Origin of the sequence: Paenibacillus sp. AD87, assembly GCF_001659845.1 — a bacterium.
GTDB lineage: Bacteria > Bacillota > Bacilli > Paenibacillales > Paenibacillaceae > Paenibacillus > Paenibacillus marchantiae.
This window is the reverse complement of record NZ_LXQN01000022.1, coordinates 1-19,815: the sequence shown is the minus strand read 5'-3', so window position 1 is coordinate 19,815 and position 19,815 is coordinate 1. Positions and strand designations below refer to the sequence as shown.

Genomic DNA, 19,815 nt, shown 5'->3' with positions numbered 1-19,815 from the left:
ATACGCGAGATGTTATTTTGAGGTGAAATCCATTCTATTAGATTGAGGTGATCGATGGTGGCTGTTCGCGCTAAGCAGATTTTTGTTAATTTGCCCGTTAAGGATTTGAAGAGGTCCGTTGATTTTTTTACCAAAGTAGGGTTTGAGTTCAATGTGAATTTTACAGACGAGTCTGCAACTTGCATGATCATTGGAGACAACATCTATGCGATGCTGCTGGTGGAGGATCGTTTTCAATCTTTTATTCCCAAAAAAATATCCAATGCAGCGGACACGGCAGAAGTCATCGTAGCCTTGTCGGTGGAGAGTCGTGAACAGGTCGATCTGATTGTACAAGCTGCCCTAGATGCTGGCGCCAAGCCGTATAACGATCCTCAAGATCATGGGTTTATGTATGGGTGGAGTTTTCAGGACCCGGATGATCATCTGTGGGAAGTTTCGTATATGGATCTAAGTAGCTTTCCTACGCAAGAATAGAATACATTAGTTAATCAGTGCCTTCTATTAACAGGGAGGCACTTTTTGCGTTCATTTATCCCAGTAACATATGGTGTAATTTACCTTTTTACTATATGATAAGTGTCGATTCATGTAAAAATTGCATAGTATACATACGTTCTTTTTGATGGAGGGATCAGGGTGTATTGTCACGTATGTGGGACCAAAAGCAATCCAGGGGACAGCACATGTAGGAAGTGTAGAACGAAATTAAAAGATTCAAGCTCTACCGATGAACAGATTTGGGCAGAAACAGCAGTTGGTCTGGAAAGTGGAACGGGCAAAGCATTAGATCAGTTATCCAGACAGCATCAGTCTGCACCGAAGCAGAGCAACACGGCACAAGGCCGAGCATTTAGCTGGATTATTCCACTGCTTCTAGCAGCGGTGATGGGGGCCTTGTTGACTTATTATTACAAGCAGGAGATGGGTATCAATGCGGAGGTAAAATCACTGCATCAACAGGCGGAGCAGGCGGGCTTGGACGGAAAATATCAAGAGGCGCTTCAACTTCTAGATTCGGCTCTTGCGAAACGGCCGAATGTTGATGGACTTGTGCAGGATCGCCAAATTACAGCCAAAGCCTTCAATCTAATGAATCAGCTGAACGAGGCTGCGACAAGTTTGAAAACTGGGAAACTTACTGCAGGTGACAAGACACTTCAGGCTGTAGCGAAAGTGTTGAAAGAGCGAGAAGAACCGGTATTTGCCAAGGTACGTACGACCCTAAACAACAACAAGGTGACACTGGCTGTCCTGAAGGTAAAGAAAGAAATCGATAGTTTGACAACCGTACAGGCACTTGCTGAGAAATTGGACACGGTATCGAAATTGAAAGGCAAGGAAGCAGAGGCGGTTCAGAAACAAATCATCGACAAGCTGGCTGGCCTTAGCTATAAGCAAGCTGAACAGCAAGTGAAGAAAAAGGATTTTACGGCTGCATTGCAAACCGTTGATCTGGGACTGTCCTACGCGCCCGAGGATGACAAACTGACAGCATATCGCGAACGGGTGCTGAGTGAGAAAAAGGCTTTTGAAAAAGCAGAAGCCGATCGAATTCAACTTGCTGAGCAACAAGCGGCAGAAGAAGACCTGAAAAACCGCACAGCAGCGGTGAGCATTGTAGAAGTAGAAGCAACGCTTGATATGTATGGCGATCTGTATATAAGCGGCTCAATCGTGAATAATGCCACTCGGCCTATCTCTTCCGTAACGGTTATGCTGGACATCTACAGCTCAGACGGGGCATATCTCGGTCAAACCTATGCGGATGTGTATCCAAGCTGGCTTGATGTAGGGGATCAAGGATTTTTTGAAACGTATTATTACGGTGTGTACGAGGAAGCAGAAGTTTCTGTAGTGAACGCAACGTGGTATCTGGAATAGGAGGACAGGTTGGAATGGCCAAACGAACATGGAGTACGATTATCTCCAGTGCAATCATTATTGGAGCGGGAGCAGGAGGGGTGTTCTGGATTCATCAGTATTCAGCAGATCAACTGCAGGATGGACCAAGACTGGCTGTTGTCACTACGAAGGAAACGGCAACCACAGCGTCTAAACCGTCCTCCCAGACAGCCGTGAAGAAAACACGTAAACAGATTATTGAAGAGAGTCAGAAGAAAGTGGTTACGATTGAGAGCAGCAGCGGACTGGGTTCCGGTTTTCTCTACAATGATCAGGGGGATGTGGTAACTAATGCTCACGTGGTGGAGGGGTCGAAAGAAGTAACGATTCGAACCCTGAATCATGAGGAGTATAAGGGAACCGTTATCGGGATTGGAGAAGAGACGGATGTTGCTGTCGTCAGGGTGCCTGATCTGAAAAAAGTTAAACCGCTACCTATCGCCAAATCCAAAGCGGAGACGGGTGATGAGATTCTCGCTCTGGGTAGTCCGCTGGGTCTGGAGAACACCGTAACTACAGGCATTATCAGCGGAGTTGGCCGCAGCTTCGAAATTGCCCCGTATATCTATAGTAATCTGTATCAAATCTCGGCGCCTATTACACACGGCAACAGCGGTGGCCCACTGATCAGTGCAGAAACCGGTGAAGTATTGGGCATTAATTCAGCCGTTGTGGAGCAGGAAGGTGGAATTGGGTTCAGCATTCCTATCACCAGTGTATTGAAGCAGGTCCAGGCCTGGTCTGAGAAACCATCATCGTCTAAAACGGCGGTTCAGACGAGTGGCAGTCAGGGAGCGGGAGCAGACTCAGCTTCTTTGGAAGCGGAGGGTCTGGTGACCGAATTTTATATGAACCTGAATCTGAATGACTATGTTACCGCCTATGCCTTGCTTGGCAGTGAGTGGCAGAGCGGTATAAGTTATGCCAAGTTCCGTGAAGGTTACATCAACACCAGTTATGTTACCATTGCCGAAGTTTCGTCCTCAGACAAGTCAAATGATGAAATAGAGGTCACTGCGGTTATTACAGCGGATGAACGAAAAGACAGTGAATTGGTCACCACGAAATATAAAGTTACGTATCAAGTCGGTTATGAAAATGGACAACTGAAAATACTTCATGGTCAAGGGAAAAAAGTGAAATAAAAGTTGTGGAGGGAGAATGGGCGCCAAAGCCGATTCTCCTTTTTGATTGCTTAAGTTTGATGGTTCTGTTAAAATACAGAACGAACGTTCAGTATGCAAGAGGCGGAGTGAAATGGATGAGTATGAATAAAAAGCAAATTCAAACCGAGCAGACCAAGAAGAAACTTGCGGATGCCTCAAGAGCTCTTTTTGTGCAAAAAGGGTATAAAGCAACTTCCATTGAAGATATTGTGGCTGCGACAGGCAGCAGCAAAGGCAATATCTATTACCATTTTAAAAGTAAGGAAGGCCTCTTTCTGTATTTGATTGATGAGTGGGATCGGGAATGGGAAGAGAATTGGGCGGCCAAGGAGCATCTGTATCATACTTCTACCGAGAAGATCTACGGCTTGGCAGAACAATTAATCCTCGACGATATGAATCACCCGCTAACGAAGGCGGCAGATGAGTTCTTTACGGGGGAAAAGAAAGAAAATGATATTGAAGAACGAATAGCTTTGATGTTTGAGCGGCATATTCAATTTAACAAACAATTGGTGGAACACGGGATAGAGAGCGGAGAGTTCAAGGCAGACAACGCAGACAATCTTGCGCTCATTCTGGAAAGCACCATTATTGGACTTAGTCAGCTGTCGCGCGGAATGGAGCCAGAACAGGCTCTTGCCTTATACCGCCAGGCGGCTAGCGTATTCTTGTATGGAATAGCAAAAGATAAAGCTTAAGGCAACATTTTGACAACTACGGAGGATGGAATCATGGCATTACTTACACGGAACAGGGGCGCTTTGCTGCTGTTAATGTTTAATATTTTTCTCGTTTTTACAGGTATAGGTCTTGTTGTACCTATTATGCCTGCGTACATGGATCTACTGCATATCACTGGGTTCACGGTTGGTTTGCTGGTAGCAGCATTCTCCTTCACGCAGTTTCTGTTTTCTCCAGTTGCGGGCCGTTGGTCTGACATCTTGGGACGTAAAAAAATTATTGTTGGCGGCATGTTAATTTTTGCTGTATCGGAGTTTATGTTTGGTGCTGTGAATGCACCATCGCTGCTCTTCGCTGCCCGGATGCTTGGCGGAATCGGTGCAGCAATGATCTTCCCGGCAGTTATGGCGTATACCGCAGATATTACGACAGATGAAGAACGCGGTAGAGGCATGGGATTAATCAATGCGGCAATTACTACAGGATTTATTATTGGTCCGGGGATCGGCGGATATATCGCGGACTTTGGCATTCGAATTCCTTTCTATGCCGCAGGTATTGCAGGTTTGCTGGCATCCATCATTACATTGATTATTTTGCCGGAATCGACCAGAATTACCGGAGAGCAAACCAAACCTGTTGCGGGTGCAGCGAAGGTCAAAAGCCCGGGCATGGTTTCCCAGTTGCTGCATTCGTACCGGGAGCCTTACTTTTTCAGTTTGATTATCGTATTTGTCATGGCTTTTGGTCTGGCTAACTATGAGACGGTCTTTTCTTTGTTTGTGGATCACAAATTTGGCTTCACCACCAAGGATATTGCATTCATTATTACGTTTGGTTCCATTGCGGGAGCTGTAGTGCAGGTCTCCATGATTGGCTGGCTGTTAAACCGTTTTGGTGAGAAAAAAGTCATTTCTGTCTGCTTGCTTTTTGTAGCCGTATTTGTACTGTTGACCTTGTTTGTGAACACCTACTGGATGATTCTTGTCGTAACGTTTATCGTCTTCCTTGGTATGGATATATTGCGTCCGGCAATCAGTACGCAGATGTCCAAACTGGCGGAAGAACAGCAAGGCTTTGTGGCCGGATTGAACTCAGCCTACACAAGTTTGGGGAATATCGCAGGTCCAATTGTAGCGGGAGCACTGTTTGATGTGAATATCAACTATCCTTACGTTTCAGCAGCTGTTGTTCTGGCAATCTGTTTCCTGTTATCTCTGCGGGTGTTAAGAGGAGTTAACTCCACAGGCAACGCCAAAGCAGAGATGTAATCCTGAATTGAATATGAATGAGTGAGTGAACCAACATAAGAAGCCAGTCGGCTACACATGAACGATGTGCAAACGACTGGCTTTTTATTTTACAGTATTAACGGACTTCTCCATTGGTTTCAATCAGTTTTTGATACCAGTGGAAGCTCTGTTTGCGGATACGTCTTAATTCCTTGATATCGAATTCTTCCCGATCCACGTAGATGAATCCATAACGTTTGCTTGATCCTTGATGTGTACTGACCAGATCAATCGCAGACCAAGGGCAGAAGCCGAATACATCTACACCGTCTGTAATAGCCAATTGAATCTGCTCGATATGTTTATTGAAAAACTCGATGCGGTAAGGGTCGTTGATCACGTCGCCTTCCTCTAGTTTATCAAATGCACCCAGACCATTCTCGGTAACGATCAATGGCAGATGATAACGGGAATAGATCTGGCGCAGCGTTGAGCGGAAACCAACGGGATCAATTTCCCAACCAAATTCAGTCTTTTGCAGATTTGGATTTACAGATCCTCTGTAAGCTCCTGGCTCCCCGACGATTTCATGCTGGTCTCCTGTATGGGAGAAGTCATTGCCATCATTCAGGCTTTCACCAACGGTCTGTGATGTATAGTAGTTAAAAGCGATAAAATCAGGGTTTCCTTGAGCCAGGATATCCATGTCTCCATCTTCAATGACAGGGGTATATCCTTTTTCTTCGAGATAACTCCAGGCAATATGATTGTAGCGTCCATATACCGCCATATCGAGATAGAGCCAGTTGCGAATGGCAGCATAGTTATCAGCAGCGAGCGTATCTTCCGGTTTGGAGCTCGCAGGATAGATAACACCGATATTGGGAGCTGGGCCGATTTTGGCTTCAGGCAGCATCTGATGACACAGGACCATGGCTTTGGCTTGAGCGACCAGCATGTGGTGATTTTGCTGATACAGTGTTTTTTGTGGATCAACAAGCGTTGTATCCAGTGTACCCAGCGAGCCGGGGTGAAGGATCAACATATTTTGTTCATTAATGGTCAGCCAATATTTGACCCGGTCACCGTAGTTTTCATAAAGTGTTTTGGCATATTGTTCAAAGGCATCTATCGTTGCACGGTTGGACCAGCCCCCTTTTTCTTCAAGCGCATAAGGAAGATCAAAGTGATACATGGTCACAATGGGCTCAATACCGTATTTAATTAACTCATCAATCAAGGAATCATAAAATGCCAGTCCCTTTGGATTTACTTCACCTGCACCTTGCGGATAGATGCGAGTCCAGGCGATGGAGAAACGGTAGGCTTTGAAGCCCATTTCGGCCATCAGGGCCACATCTTCTTTGTACATATGATAGTGATCACTTGTTACCTTGAAGTCGGTTACGCCTTCCACATGGTTGCCCATGTCGATGACAGAAGGGCCTTTGCCATCTTCATTCCAGGCTCCCTCAATTTGATAGGCGGAGGTTGAACCTCCCCAGAAGAAATTTTTAGGAAATGGTTTAAGTTGAGTGTGCTTCATTGTTAGTTCCTCCTAAATTGAATACATATAATATAAGTTGAGTTAGACAACCAAAGTCAGCAGGACATCGTTTTTCTGTACATGCTCTTGAGTCGTTTCGAATACATCGACTTCCTGCTGCGTAAGAGTAACAATGACAGGGGTCACGGTTTCGTATCCGGCCTCTTTAATTTTATCGATTTCAAATTGGATCAACAGATCGCCTTGTCTAACGATATCGCCTTCCTGAACGACAGGATTGAAATGTTTTCCCTTCAGCGCCACCGTGTTAATACCAATGTGAATCAAAATCTCGGTACCTGCGTTGGTCGTTAATCCAATGGCATGTCCAGTTGGGAAGATTGAAGTTACAACGCCATCCACAGGAGCGACGACTTCACCAATCTCAGGAACAATGGCCAATCCTTTGCCCATGGCACCTGTTGAGAAAGCAGGATCGTTAATGGTGCTTAAGGCTACAGCTTTACCTGTAAGAGGACTATAAATTTGTTCTTTTTTGATTTCAGTTGTTTTTGCCTCAGGTACGACAGGAAGTTCTTCCGGTGTACTTTCAGTCAATGTATTGGAAACAGATTCATTTTTTTCGGAAGAAGCTGTGTCTTTGGTTTTGCTTTCATATCCGAACATCACGGTCAATATCGCTGCTACAGCAAAGGAGCAGCCAATCGCAATCACGTAGACAACCGTTGGTGTATAGACAGGAATGGCAAATATATTGTGGAACACATAAGCAGTCATTTTAACGCCAAAGTGACCATTAATAGCACCGCCGATCGCACCTGCAATGACAACGATAGGGATCACTCGTTTATAACGCAAGATCAGACCGTATACGATCGGTTCAGTTACACCTGCAAGTAAACCGGTAAGGCTGGTGGAGCCTGCAAGGGTTCGCAGGGTTTTGTTCTTTTTGGCTTTCAGGAAAATACCAAATGCTACACCGATTTGTGCAAACACAGCTGCAGCTGCCATGGCTTCAATCGGATCGCCGCCAACCCCGATATTCTGAATCGTGATTGGTGTGAAACCCCAGTGGAGTCCGAAGACAACCATGAAGGTCATGAATCCACCCAGTACAACTCCTGACAAAATGCCGCTGACGCCAATAAGCCAAGTTACGCCGGAGGAGATCCAGTCACCTACCGTGGTGCCGAAAGGGCCGAAGGCCATTGCGGACAAAGGAACCATAATCATCAGAGCAATCATCGGTACCAGGAACAATTGCAGATCTTTCAAAATGATTTTCTTCAGTAGTTTGTCGAGTACAGCGTAGATGCTGATCGATATGAAGATCGGGAACACGCTGGCTGAATAATTCATCATGACAACGGGTATGCCGAGGAACGATACATCCGAGCCTTTATCCATCAGTCCGGTAAAGTTCGGCTCCATCAGAGCGGCACCAATTACACCGGCTACATAAGGATTGGCTTTCAGTTTCATACCAAGTGTGATACCGAGGAAGATAGGCAAGAAATAAAAGACTGCGTTCCCGGCAGCAGATAGAATCAGGTACGTGTCACTTGTATCAGACATCCATCCAAGCATGGTCAGGACAGTCAACAAAGCTTTTAACATACCTGATCCTGCCATGGCCGGGATTAACGGTGAGAAACTTCCGGATATAATTTCAAAAACTTTGGATAATACCGAGGTTTTTTCTCCTGTGGACTCAGCAGATGAGGAAGAATCCCCTCCAAAATCTCTGTTTTTCATGATCTCTGCATATACATGAGCCACATTGCTGCCAATGACGACCTGGAACTGTCCGCCGCTTTCGACAACGGTAATGATACCATCGTGTTTCTCGAGCGTTTCGCGTTCAGCCTTTTTCGAATCCTTCAGATCGAATCTCAGCCGGGTTGCACAGTGGACAAGACCATTGATATTGGCTTCTCCGCCGACGAGACGAACGATGTCATCCCCCATTTTTTTATGATCCATGTTCATTCTCCTTTGTTGTTAAGATTGCCTGAAAACAAAAAAATACCTAAACGAATGGCTATGATCATCGGAAAGATGACTCGTTGCCAATCATTTAGGTATCGCCTGCTTTACCAGTAACAATCCTTGTCGTTAAGTTGTGAGACCTACTATAAATGACGCCGAAATCGTTTGCAAGCTTTTTTTTATTCAGCGTCCAGCATTTCGTTACGGGAAGTGACACGGTGAATATGGATCGTCAAGTACACTTTTTCATCAATGGACATGGCGCTTTCAAACTTCTCTTCAAGGTATTGATTAATCAGTTGTGTACACTGAAAAGCCTTGGCATATTTGTCTTTAACCTGCTCATACAGGAAGTTATCACCCGATGCAAATTGCTCCTGTTCATTACTCAGCATTCTCTGAACAAAGTATTGCAGATGGGTAATAAACCGGGAATAATTAAATGAATTTTCATCCAGGGCGATGTGGTAATGATTGGTGACAATGTTGAAAATATCATCAATAACCTCGGTAATTTCAACCGTTTGTTTCATACCCTGACCATCTTGGCGGGCATTGACAAAATGCATGGCAATAAAACTGGCCTCATGCTCATCCATTTGGATGCCGAATTGTTCCTGAATCAGATCCACGGCATTCATGCCAATCCCAAATTCCTTTTTGTAAAATTTCTTGATTTGCCACAAAAGGGAATTCTTCAGTCCGACGGATTTGCGGTACCTCGTAATGGCGAATTGAATATGATCAATCAATGAAATATAGATATTATCACTAAAAATATCACCCATTTCCTTTTTGGCGTAGCCTACAATTTCGTCAGCCAATTTTAAATATTCAACCGATGTTTCACCGATCAGGTCAATCAATTTTTGCGGTATTTTATCCGATTTCAGCACAAAGGTTTTCTCGATTTTATCCTCATCCACGGGCTGTCCATTTTTCTTCTTGAAACCTAGACCGTTGCCGATGACAACAAACTCTTGGCCTACCTGATTCTCGGCGCGAATGACGTTGTTGTTGAAAATCTGTCGGATGATCATGTATGTGTTCACCTCAATAGCTCGTAATAATAACAAAAAACCCAAACAAAGGCTTATTAGACAGCCTTTTGTTTGGGTATCGCCTGCTTACCAGTAACAATCCCGAAGAAGACGCAGCTTCCTCTTTCAATTATGTCCACTATACCGCTTTCATAACAGAATAACAATACAATGATTTATGGAAATGAACGTAAAGACGTCAATTTTTGTTATAATAAGAAAGCTGGAAGTGAATTAGATGGGCTGGGTTGCATAATAAGTTACCGAGGACGGTCATTTTTAAGCATATACAGGATTATTGGAGTGATAACATGAGCAAAGCAAAAGGAAAAGGCGGTACCGGCCGTGGTACTGGCAAAAAAGGTTGGAACCGTTGGCAAGCCGCTGCTAACCGGGCGAAAAGTGCTCCGAAGCCTTATAAAAGTAAAGGCACAAAGAATAAAACCGATGCCGAAACGCCAAGTGACAAGTCCGTGTAAATGGGCACGAGATAAGTTGGAGAAGAGATCTGACCTGAAACAGGGCAGATCTCTTTTTTTGGTTTGATGCGTTTAAAAAATTATGCTCAACACAGCCTAATAAGTGATATCCAAATTGCCGATATAAATGGTAAATTACCCCTATGTTGTGTCGACATACTACCTAGAACAAAGGAGATTTGTCATTGTCCAATAAAAGAATGATACACACAATTAATTTGTTTATGGTTGGTGTTACGCTTACTGCGTGCAGCTCTTCGTCAGGTGTTCCCAATACTCCTGCGGTCTCCAAATTTATTTCTTAGAAAAAAACGGTGAATGAAATACCTGTAACAATATTCTCTAAGAACAAGGAAGTGGAAATAACCCTCTCTTCGGATTGGAAGGTTTCAACAGAACTTATTAATCCATCACTATTGAAGTTATCGCCAGTGGATCGAACAAAGTCCATCCGAATCGACCGAGTGAACCGGGCAGACTACTTATCGGATACGTCATTGACCGATTGCATGGCAATCCACAAGAAAAATATTGAATCTACACAAGGCCCAAAGAGAAAGAAAGATGAGATCATCAGAACCAGCAATCTAACTATTGATAAAAAGGAGGCTTACGTAAAAGAAGGAAGAACCAGTTATGAGAGGAATCAATTCGGGTACATTACAGCATACCTAGAAAGTAACTACCATTTTTATATCATTACATATACATCGATGTATGAATTTACGTTAGCAGACCGGGAATTTTTCGAAAAAATGTCTCAACAATTTCGGATATTGAATGATGAACCATCAGACCTTGTCCTTTCATCGACCGATCTTACATCGCATCAGGGAAAATATTCTTAATTCCAGATCCGTACTCCATCTAATTGGGAAGTTCAAGATTTTGAATTACGGGGTTCAGATCTGGATATCTCTCTGCAGGCAAACAATGATTACATGTCGATATATCTCGAACCAAAGGAAGAATCTGATTCCGATCTAACGTTAGAGGAGTATGGACGTTATGTCGCTGAAATGTATGCTGATCCAGAGAACTCCATTCTCGTTCCAGAACGCACGTCTGTTGAAATCAATGGTTTGAAGGGGATTCAGATGGAAGGGTACCAAGTAGTAAATAAACGTAAGATTGTCCAGCTACACACCATTTTAGAAGCACAGGATCATTTTGTAGAGATCGTGTTCTATACGGGTGAGGGTCGATATGATCGGGTAAAGAATGAGTATCAGAGATATACAAGTACCTACAAGGAAAATAAAAGGTGAAGTTATAAAGGTATAAGAGATCTGCCCACCCGATATCTGGATAAGATCTCTTAAATCTGTAATACAGTCTATTATATAGCAGCTTGAATGAAAGAAGATGGCTCCGAAACTTCCAGTGACAAGTCCGTTTCAATGGGCACGAGATAGAGTAGAGAAGGGAACTGACCTGAATACAGGGATGGTCTCTTTTTTATTTCGTCGCAAGCGCATCATATTAAACGAATAGAAAAAAACCAAGACGCAGGAATTACCCTCAAGCATCTTGGTTTTTTGTTGTTATTAACGTTCTTATTGTTTACTTGGTATTCAGCTCTATTTAGCTCTTACTTTGAAGAAGGAGATCAGTTCTTGCAATTGGCCCGATACAGCCGAAAGTTCATCAGAGGCAGCAACAATGGAGGCCATGGATGATTCCTGTTCGGCAATGGATTGCTCAATCTGTTTGCTGCTATGTGCTGCTTTGCTGACGCTCGCAGACAACTCATCTGCAGTAGCGGACATTTCCTGTGTGCTGGCGGATATTTCTTCGGTAGAGCTGGAGATATCCTGAATTTGGTTAGCGACTTTGTTCGTAGCTGTCAGAATATCTTCAAAGAATTGGCCCGTCTCCATAGTGACTTGAGATCCCTTCTCCACTTCTTGGGAGCCAAGCTGCATGGCTTCGGCAGATTGAAGGATATCGCGCTGAATGCCGTCAATTAAGGTACGGATCTGTTTGGCAGAATCCTGGGACTGTTCAGCGAGTTTGCGGACTTCCCCTGCGACAACCGCGAACCCTTTTCCTTCCTCACCGACACGAGCCGCCTCAATGGAAGCATTCAGGGCGAGCAAATTAGTCTGATCTGCAATCTGTGTAATCATATTTACGATGCTGCTAATTTCGTTGGAGCGGCTTTCCAAAGACTGTATCGATTCCGACGTGTGTTTCACCGCACCAGAGATGAGTCTCATCTGCTCAACCACTTGTTGCATAATCTCATGACCTGTATTGGAACGTTGTTCCATGCTTAATGCCTCATCCGCTACATCTGCAGAACTGCTGGCAATCGTCTGCACAACGGTAGACATTTCTGTCATTGCTCGGGCACTTTCCACGCTCGCCTGATCCTGGGAGCGAAGGCCGTGAGAGATGTCCCGAATATTGCTGCTGATCATCTGGATATTATCATTATTCTTCTCGGAAATATCTAGTAATTTCTTGGATGAGTCAGAGAGGTGATAAGATGTCGTTTGGACTTTGAACATCGTGTCATTGAATCGCTGAATCATCGTATTGAATTTTTCATTGATAATTCCCAGATCATCCCGTCCGGTTTGGATGGTTACATCCAGATTGCCTGCGCTTGCAGTCTCAATACCCTTCATAAGGTCACGGATTGGCTTAAGTGTTTTCTTCAATAGAATATACTGCAATACCATAAACAGGACCAGGAAACCGATAAGGAAAATACTACTGTATGTAATCAGCTTATGAAGTCCTTTTGGAACTGCGTTTGCATCAACGTCGAAGTAAAGTGCGGCGTACATTTTTCCTTCGGCATTTTTAATAGGGTACATAATCGTAGTCCAAGTACCGTATTCGTCCGTATAAAAACTGCTTAATGCGGGCTCCTCGTCGTTTTTCATACCTTCAAGAGCTATAACATTTTTCTGTGGTAATGGATACATTGAACCTGCTGCCATATTGCTTTCTTCAAAAGGCCCCAACAAATTAGTAGGAATCGCAATGATGGATGTCTGATTTCCTTCCTTCAGTTCAGTGCCGAAGATATAGGCTTGTGCAATATTGGGATATAGCTCGTGGATGGAATCCAGGTATTCTCTTAATTCTTTCTGAACAGGTCCAGAATAACTTTTCTCTTTTACTGCTTCAATTACTTTGTCTGTATCCAGATCATCAAACCATTTCTGTGTTGTAACTTCAGCCTGCTCGTACAATTGTTGACTCAGAATATTCTTTTGCAGTTGATATCCCGCAGCAATGAGGATAACCCCAATCAACATAATGCTGCCGAATGAAATAACGAGATTTTTAGCAAAGAAGGGAAGAGTACTCCACCTTATCTTATCTAACAACATAGTTCACTCCTTTTTCTAATTGTGACCATCTGGATGCGTGTTCGCTCTACGTATGGTGCTTCGTATCCATGTGATATATCGTAATAGGGTTAGACTAATGTTAGTTTTTGAATGAAAATGATGCTTTAGTACCAAGGTTTTCAGAATTTCCCTCATTTCTTTCATTATTGTGTTCATTATTAAAAAATGCGCAAATCTATAAAGACAATTTCTTTGAAGATTGGGGAAATTAAATGCTAAAAGGAATAAGGTCCCTTCATTTTAAAAAGTGAATTGTGCCTAACATGTATATACATCAAGGGGAGAGGGATTTATGTTGAAATAAAGATATGCGCATATATGAAATACATTAATACGCAAAAATGACTCTAAACGAGACTTGGTGAATACGAAAAGATCAATGAACGATATCCTATCACTGTAATGAAAGACAACAGTATAGATGAAGCTAACTTAATAAGTAGTGACTTTAATGAAGAAAAGTTTTCATGGCCCTACAAGACAAACTGTTCATTAGAGCTTAGGGGTTAGGATTACAACCAATATAGGCTGTCCCATAGAACTCAAAGAACGGTTCCGTAGATTCCTGTAGCTAACAACTACTGGAGTGCATTTATAATAGGAGAGTAGATCAACCCAATGTAGTGAATAAAATTAATTTATAATATGGGTTGTAATTAGTATTAGAACATGGTATATTATTAATCCGGCCAAGAAAACACGAGAAACACGGTGCGGCAAGCGAATGAATAAGCTTCGAAAGAAACTTAAAAAAAAGTGCTTGCAAAGTTGGTTCGGACGTGATAATATATAAGAGTTGCTGAAGAGAACAACGACGGCAACGAAAACAAGTTTGATCTTTGAAAACTGAACAACGAGTGAGTAACGATCTTGCTTGCAAGATCGACGCTGAGAAATCGGTACACGTCTTCGGACTGTATGATTTTGAAGCAAAATAAATGAGATTTTTAATCTCGTCAGTTTCAAAATGAGCTTATCGCTCTTTTCAATACTTTATTGGAGAGTTTGATCCTGGCTCAGGACGAACGCTGGCGGCATGCCTAATACATGCAAGTCGAGCGGACTTGAAGAGAAGCTTGCTTCTCGGATGGTTAGCGGCGGACGGGTGAGTAACACGTAGGCAACCTGCCCTCAAGTTTGGGACAACTACCGGAAACGGTAGCTAATACCGAATAGTTGTTTTCTTCTCCTGAAGGAAACTGGAAAGACGGAGCAATCTGTCACTTGGGGATGGGCCTGCGGCGCATTAGCTAGTTGGTGGGGTAACGGCTCACCAAGGCGACGATGCGTAGCCGACCTGAGAGGGTGATCGGCCACACTGGGACTGAGACACGGCCCAGACTCCTACGGGAGGCAGCAGTAGGGAATCTTCCGCAATGGGCGAAAGCCTGACGGAGCAATGCCGCGTGAGTGATGAAGGTTTTCGGATCGTAAAGCTCTGTTGCCAGGGAAGAACGCTTGGGAGAGTAACTGCTCTCAAGGTGACGGTACCTGAGAAGAAAGCCCCGGCTAACTACGTGCCAGCAGCCGCGGTAATACGTAGGGGGCAAGCGTTGTCCGGAATTATTGGGCGTAAAGCGCGCGCAGGCGGTCATTTAAGTCTGGTGTTTAATCCCGGGGCTCAACCCCGGATCGCACTGGAAACTGGGTGACTTGAGTGCAGAAGAGGAGAGTGGAATTCCACGTGTAGCGGTGAAATGCGTAGATATGTGGAGGAACACCAGTGGCGAAGGCGACTCTCTGGGCTGTAACTGACGCTGAGGCGCGAAAGCGTGGGGAGCAAACAGGATTAGATACCCTGGTAGTCCACGCCGTAAACGATGAGTGCTAGGTGTTAGGGGTTTCGATACCCTTGGTGCCGAAGTTAACACATTAAGCACTCCGCCTGGGGAGTACGGTCGCAAGACTGAAACTCAAAGGAATTGACGGGACCCGCACAAGCAGTGGAGTATGTGGTTTAATTCGAAGCAACGCGAAGAACCTTACCAGGTCTTGACATCCCTCTGATCGGTACAGAGATGTATCTTTCCTTCGGGACAGAGGAGACAGGTGGTGCATGGTTGTCGTCAGCTCGTGTCGTGAGATGTTGGGTTAAGTCCCGCAACGAGCGCAACCCTTATATTTAGTTGCCAGCACTTCGGGTGGGCACTCTAGATAGACTGCCGGTGACAAACCGGAGGAAGGTGGGGATGACGTCAAATCATCATGCCCCTTATGACCTGGGCTACACACGTACTACAATGGCCGGTACAACGGGCTGCGAAATCGCGAGATGGAGCCAATCCCAACAAAGCCGGTCTCAGTTCGGATTGCAGGCTGCAACTCGCCTGCATGAAGTCGGAATTGCTAGTAATCGCGGATCAGCATGCCGCGGTGAATACGTTCCCGGGTCTTGTACACACCGCCCGTCACACCACGAGAGTTTATAACACCCGAAGTCGGTGGGGTAACCGCAAGGAGCCAGCCGCCGAAGGTGGGATAGATGATTGGGGTGAAGTCGTAACAAGGTAGCCGTATCGGAAGGTGCGGCTGGATCACCTCCTTTCTATGGAGAATCGTTTCCCGAGTGGAAACATTCAAATACGCAGACTAGATCTGCAAATACTACTCACTCGTTGCTCAGTTTTGAGAGCTCAAACTCTCAAACAGCTTGCTTTTGCATGGAGCTTGTTCTTTGAAAACTAGATATCGAAACGAAATTTTGCGATTTAGAACATTCCTTTTTAAGCTGAACTTGTGTAAACAAGTTTCAATAAATAGTGAAAACTGCATTGCGATGGTATCGAATGAGAGCGACTTTTGGCTTTGCGTAAGCAAAACAAGGGAAGCGAACAGTCGAAACCGGAGCAAATATGGTTAAGCTACTAAGAGCACACGGAGGATGCCTAGGCGCTAGGAGCCGATGAAGGACGTGGCGAACAACGAAACTGCCTCGGGGAGCTGTAAGCAAGCTTTGATCCGGGGGTGTCCGAATGGGGAAACCCAGCTGGGGTAATTTCCAGTTACTCATAACTGAATACATAGGTTATGTAGAGGCATACCAAGGGAACTGAAACATCTAAGTACCTTGAGGAAGAGAAAACAATAGTGATTCCGTCAGTAGCGGCGAGCGAACGCGGAGAAGCCCAAACCAGAGAGCTTGCTCTTTGGGGTTGTGGGACATCTCACATGGAGTTACAAAGGAACCGGTTAAATGAAGAGGTCTGGAAAGGCCCGCCAAAGAAGGTAAAAGCCCTGTATTTGAAAGTTGGTTCTCTCCGAGATGTATCCCGAGTAGTGCGGGGCACGTGAAACCCCGTATGAATCCGGCAGGACCATCTGCCAAGGCTAAATACTTCCTAGCGACCGATAGTGAAGCAGTACCGTGAGGGAAAGGTGAAAAGCACCCCGGAAGGGGAGTGAAATAGAACCTGAAACCGTGTGCTTACAAAAAGTCAGAGCCCGTTTTAGGGGTGATGGCGTGCCTTTTGTAGAATGAACCGGCGAGTTACGTTCCCGTGCAAGGTTAAGGTGAAGAGCCGGAGCCGCAGCGAAAGCGAGTCTGAATAGGGCGACTTAGTACGTGGACGTAGACCCGAAACCGGGTGATCTACCCCTGTCCAGGGTGAAGGTGCGGTAACACGCACTGGAGGCCCGAACCCACGCATGTTGAAAAATGCGGGGATGAGGTGGGGGTAGCGGAGAAATTCCAATCGAACTCGGAGATAGCTGGTTCTCCCCGAAATAGCTTTAGGGCTAGCCTCGGAAAACAGAGTCGTGGAGGTAGAGCACTGATTGGGTGCGGGGCCCGCAAGGGTTACCAAGCTCAGTCAAACTCCGAATGCCATAGACTTACTTCCGGGAGTCAGACAGTGAGTGCTAAGATCCATTGTCAAAAGGGAAACAGCCCAGACCATCAGCTAAGGTCCCCAAGTGTGTGTTAAGTGGGAAAGGATGTGGAGTTGCACAGACAACCAGGATGTTGGCTTAGAAGCAGCCACCATTGAAAGAGTGCGTAATAGCTCACTGGTCGAGTGACTCTGCGCCGAAAATGTAACGGGGCTAAACACACCACCGAAGCTATGGCTTGATGCTTTGCATCAGGGGTAGGGGAGCGTTGTATAAGGGTTGAAGGTGTACCGTAAGGAGCGCTGGACATTATACAAGTGAGAATGCCGGTATGAGTAACGAAAGATCAGTGAGAATCTGATCCGCCGAAAGCCTAAGGGTTCCTGAGGAAGGCTCGTCCGCTCAGGGTAAGTCGGGACCTAAGGCGAGGCCGAAAGGCGTAGTCGAAGGACAACAGGTCGAAATTCCTGTACCACCGTAAGCCGTTATGAGCAATGGGGGGACGCAGCAGGGTAGTGACGCGGACTGATGGATGTCCGTCTAAGCAGTGAGGCTGATGTGTAGGCAAATCCGCACATCATTAAGGCTGGGCTGTGATGGGGAGCGAAAATTATAGTAGCGAAGGTCATGATCTCACACTGCCAAGAAAAGCCTCTAGCCAGGTGATGGTGCCCGTACCGCAAACCGACACAGGTAGGCGAGAAGAGAATTCTAAGGCGCGCGGAAGAACTCTCGTTAAGGAACTCGGCAAAATGACCCCGTAACTTCGGGAGAAGGGGTGCCCCGGTAGTGTGAATAGCACGAGGGGGCCGCAGTGAAAAGGCCCAAGCGACTGTTTAGCAAAAACACAGGTCTGTGCGAAGCCGTAAGGCGAAGTATACGGGCTGACGCCTGCCCGGTGCTGGAAGGTTAAGGGGAGCGGTTAGGAGCAATCCGAAGCTGTGAACCGAAGCCCCAGTAAACGGCGGCCGTAACTATAACGGTCCTAAGGTAGCGAAATTCCTTGTCAGGTAAATTCTGACCCGCACGAATGGCGTAACGACTTGGGCGCTGTCTCAACGAGAGATCCGGTGAAATTTTAATACCTGTGAAGATGCAGGTTACCCGCGACAAGACGGAAAGACCCCATGGAGCTTTACTGCAGCTTGATATTGAATTTGGGTACGATCTGTACAGGATAGGTGGGAGCCTTTGAAGCAGGAGCGCAAGCTTCTGTGGAGGCACCGTTGGGATACCACCCTGATCGTATCTAGGTTCTAACCTGGTACCGTAATCCGGTGCGGGGACAGTGTCAGGTGGGCAGTTTGACTGGGCGGTCGCCTCCTAAAGAGTAACGGAGGCGCCCAAAGGTTCCCTCAGAATGGTTGGAAATCATTCGAAGAGTGCAAAGGCATAAGGGAGCTTGACTGCGAGACCTACAAGTCGAGCAGGGACGAAAGTCGGGCTTAGTGATCCGGTGGTACCGCATGGAAGGCCATCGCTCAACGGATAAAAGCTACCCTGGGGATAACAGGCTTATCTCCCCCAAGAGTCCACATCGACGGGGAGGTTTGGCACCTCGATGTCGGCTCATCGCATCCTGGGGCTGAAGTAGGTCCCAAGGGTTGGGCTGTTCGCCCATTAAAGCGGTACGCGAGCTGGGTTCAGAACGTCGTGAGACAGTTCGGTCCCTATCTGTCGTGGGCGTAGGAAATTGAGAGGAGCTGTCCTTAGTACGAGAGGACCGGGATGGACGTACCGCTGGTGTACCAGTTGTTCCGCCAGGAGCACCGCTGGGTAGCTATGTACGGAAGGGATAAGCGCTGAAAGCATCTAAGCGTGAAGCCCCCCTCAAGATGAGATTCCCAGTATGTAAGACCCCTTGAAGACGACGAGGTAGATAGGCTGGGGGTGGAAGTGCAGCAATGCATGGAGCTGACCAGTACTAATCGGTCGAGGGCTTATCCAAATATGCAAGTTGTAAATCGCACATTTCGTTTCGGATCTAGTTTTCAGAGAATAAACTCTGAATGTAAGCTAAGCTATGCGTTTGGTGGCGATGGCGGAGGGGTTCCACACGTACCCATCCCGAACACGACCGTTAAGCCTCTAGCGCCGATGGTACTTGGACCGCAGGGTCCTGGGAGAGTAGGACGCCGCCAAGCAATCAAAAGACACGATCGTAGATAAGCGATCGTGTCTTTTTCTGTTATTATGATCATGGGAATGAATATAACTTCTGTAGGCTGTTTTATATATCTTCGTCTTAGAGATAAAACTCATTCTATACATAAAATACTGGCCTTCCCATCATCCAAGCTGTGATACAATAGGTGGGGTCTATATAGAAACGGAAACACGCATGAGTACGAGGAGGAACTGAATCACGATGAAATCAGCCCCGTTTATTGCCGTGGAGGGTCCGATTGGTGCGGGAAAACAACGTTAGCACGATGCTTTCTCAGGAATTGAACCTTCCGCTGGTCAAGGAAATTGTAGAAGAGAATCCCTTTTTGGCTTCCTTCTATCAGGATATAGATGAGTGGAGCTTCCAGCTTGAAATGTTTTTTCTGTGTAACCGGTTTAAGCAACTGGAAGACACAGGCGTGCACTACATTAAGAAGAATACACCCGTCAT

At 45.6% G+C, this 19,815-nt stretch carries 12 protein-coding genes, 3 rRNA genes and 1 pseudogene; 12 read left to right on the top strand and 4 right to left on the bottom strand.

The window, feature by feature from the left end:
* Positions 1–57: 57 nt before the first annotated feature.
* The 5 genes from gpAD87_RS28325 to gpAD87_RS28305 all read left to right on the top strand — a co-directional run bounded on the left by gpAD87_RS28325 (position 58) and on the right by gpAD87_RS28305 (position 5,026).
* Positions 58–477 (top strand): VOC family protein, encoded by a 420-nt coding sequence (locus gpAD87_RS28325; protein ID WP_064642890.1) that lies wholly within the window; start codon positions 58–60, stop codon positions 475–477.
* A 162-nt stretch (positions 478–639) separates the two neighbouring features.
* Entirely contained in the window at positions 640–1,884 is a 1,245-nt protein-coding gene (locus gpAD87_RS28320) for an FxLYD domain-containing protein (RefSeq protein WP_064642117.1), read from the top strand.
* A 14-nt stretch (positions 1,885–1,898) separates the two neighbouring features.
* On the top strand, positions 1,899–3,050 hold the full coding sequence (locus gpAD87_RS28315; RefSeq protein ID WP_064642115.1) for a S1C family serine protease: 1,152 nt from the start codon (positions 1,899–1,901) through the stop codon (positions 3,048–3,050).
* A 122-nt stretch (positions 3,051–3,172) separates the two neighbouring features.
* Entirely contained in the window at positions 3,173–3,772 is a 600-nt protein-coding gene (locus gpAD87_RS28310; protein WP_064642889.1) for a TetR/AcrR family transcriptional regulator, read from the top strand.
* Positions 3,773–3,805: 33 nt separating this feature from the next.
* Positions 3,806–5,026, top strand: a complete 1,221-nt coding sequence (locus gpAD87_RS28305) for an MFS transporter (RefSeq protein WP_063567173.1) — start codon at positions 3,806–3,808, stop codon at positions 5,024–5,026.
* Positions 5,027–5,123: 97 nt separating this feature from the next.
* Here gpAD87_RS28305 and gpAD87_RS28300 read toward each other — a convergent pair whose 3' ends face one another.
* The 3 genes from gpAD87_RS28300 to licT form a co-directional block, all read right to left on the bottom strand.
* Complete coding sequence (locus tag gpAD87_RS28300) at positions 5,124–6,533, bottom strand: glycoside hydrolase family 1 protein (protein ID WP_064642113.1); 1,410 nt, start codon at positions 6,531–6,533, stop codon at positions 5,124–5,126.
* Positions 6,534–6,575: 42 nt separating this feature from the next.
* Entirely contained in the window at positions 6,576–8,477 is a 1,902-nt protein-coding gene (locus gpAD87_RS28295) for a beta-glucoside-specific PTS transporter subunit IIABC (RefSeq protein WP_064642111.1), read from the bottom strand.
* A gap of 185 nt (positions 8,478–8,662) precedes the next feature.
* Positions 8,663–9,523 (bottom strand): BglG family transcription antiterminator LicT, encoded by an 861-nt coding sequence (licT, locus tag gpAD87_RS28290; RefSeq protein WP_063568380.1) that lies wholly within the window; start codon positions 9,521–9,523, stop codon positions 8,663–8,665.
* 311 nt (positions 9,524–9,834) lie between these two features.
* On the opposite strand from licT, the gene gpAD87_RS28285 reads away from it, so the two are divergent.
* From gpAD87_RS28285 to gpAD87_RS28275, 3 genes are all read left to right on the top strand, one after another.
* Entirely contained in the window at positions 9,835–10,002 is a 168-nt protein-coding gene (locus gpAD87_RS28285; protein WP_064642109.1) for a DUF3934 family protein, read from the top strand.
* A 314-nt stretch (positions 10,003–10,316) separates the two neighbouring features.
* Positions 10,317–10,850, top strand: coding sequence for a hypothetical protein (locus gpAD87_RS32730; RefSeq protein WP_064642107.1), 534 nt, complete (start codon positions 10,317–10,319; stop codon positions 10,848–10,850).
* A gap of 93 nt (positions 10,851–10,943) precedes the next feature.
* Entirely contained in the window at positions 10,944–11,270 is a 327-nt protein-coding gene (locus tag gpAD87_RS28275) for a hypothetical protein (protein WP_064642105.1), read from the top strand.
* A gap of 312 nt (positions 11,271–11,582) precedes the next feature.
* Here the strand turns inward: gpAD87_RS28275 and gpAD87_RS28270 are convergent, their stop codons facing one another.
* Positions 11,583–13,349 carry a methyl-accepting chemotaxis protein gene (locus gpAD87_RS28270; protein WP_064642103.1) on the bottom strand — a complete coding sequence of 589 codons (1,767 nt, stop codon included), beginning with the start codon at positions 13,347–13,349 and terminating at the stop codon, positions 11,583–11,585.
* Between the two features lie 1,014 nt (positions 13,350–14,363).
* Between gpAD87_RS28270 and gpAD87_RS28265 the strand changes: the two genes are divergently transcribed.
* The 4 genes and pseudogenes from gpAD87_RS28265 to gpAD87_RS28250 form a co-directional block, all read left to right on the top strand.
* Positions 14,364–15,915: ribosomal RNA gene (locus gpAD87_RS28265) — 16S ribosomal RNA — on the top strand.
* A gap of 309 nt (positions 15,916–16,224) precedes the next feature.
* Positions 16,225–19,146, top strand: a 23S ribosomal RNA gene (locus gpAD87_RS28260).
* 80 nt (positions 19,147–19,226) lie between these two features.
* A 5S ribosomal RNA gene (rrf, locus tag gpAD87_RS28255) occupies positions 19,227–19,342 on the top strand.
* The 16S, 23S and 5S rRNA genes sit together here, the layout of an rRNA operon.
* Before the next feature lie 224 nt (positions 19,343–19,566).
* Positions 19,567–19,815, top strand: a pseudogene (locus gpAD87_RS28250) (deoxynucleoside kinase); the annotation flags it as partial.

Bases quoted from the DNA above. Each gene is read 5' to 3' on its own strand.
- gpAD87_RS28315 (WP_064642115.1), top strand. From the start codon at position 1,899: ATGGCCAAACGAACATGGAGTACGATTATCTCCAGTGCAATCATTATT.
- gpAD87_RS28310 (WP_064642889.1), top strand. From the start codon at position 3,173: ATGAATAAAAAGCAAATTCAAACCGAGCAGACCAAGAAGAAACTTGCG.
- gpAD87_RS28305 (WP_063567173.1), top strand. From the start codon at position 3,806: ATGGCATTACTTACACGGAACAGGGGCGCTTTGCTGCTGTTAATGTTT.
- gpAD87_RS28300 (WP_064642113.1), bottom strand. From the start codon at position 6,533: ATGAAGCACACTCAACTTAAACCATTTCCTAAAAATTTCTTCTGGGGA.
- gpAD87_RS28295 (WP_064642111.1), bottom strand. From the start codon at position 8,477: ATGGATCATAAAAAAATGGGGGATGACATCGTTCGTCTCGTCGGCGGA.
- licT (WP_063568380.1), bottom strand. From the start codon at position 9,523: ATGATCATCCGACAGATTTTCAACAACAACGTCATTCGCGCCGAGAAT.
- gpAD87_RS28285 (WP_064642109.1), top strand. From the start codon at position 9,835: ATGAGCAAAGCAAAAGGAAAAGGCGGTACCGGCCGTGGTACTGGCAAA.
- gpAD87_RS28275 (WP_064642105.1), top strand. From the start codon at position 10,944: ATGTCGATATATCTCGAACCAAAGGAAGAATCTGATTCCGATCTAACG.
- gpAD87_RS28270 (WP_064642103.1), bottom strand. From the start codon at position 13,349: ATGTTGTTAGATAAGATAAGGTGGAGTACTCTTCCCTTCTTTGCTAAA.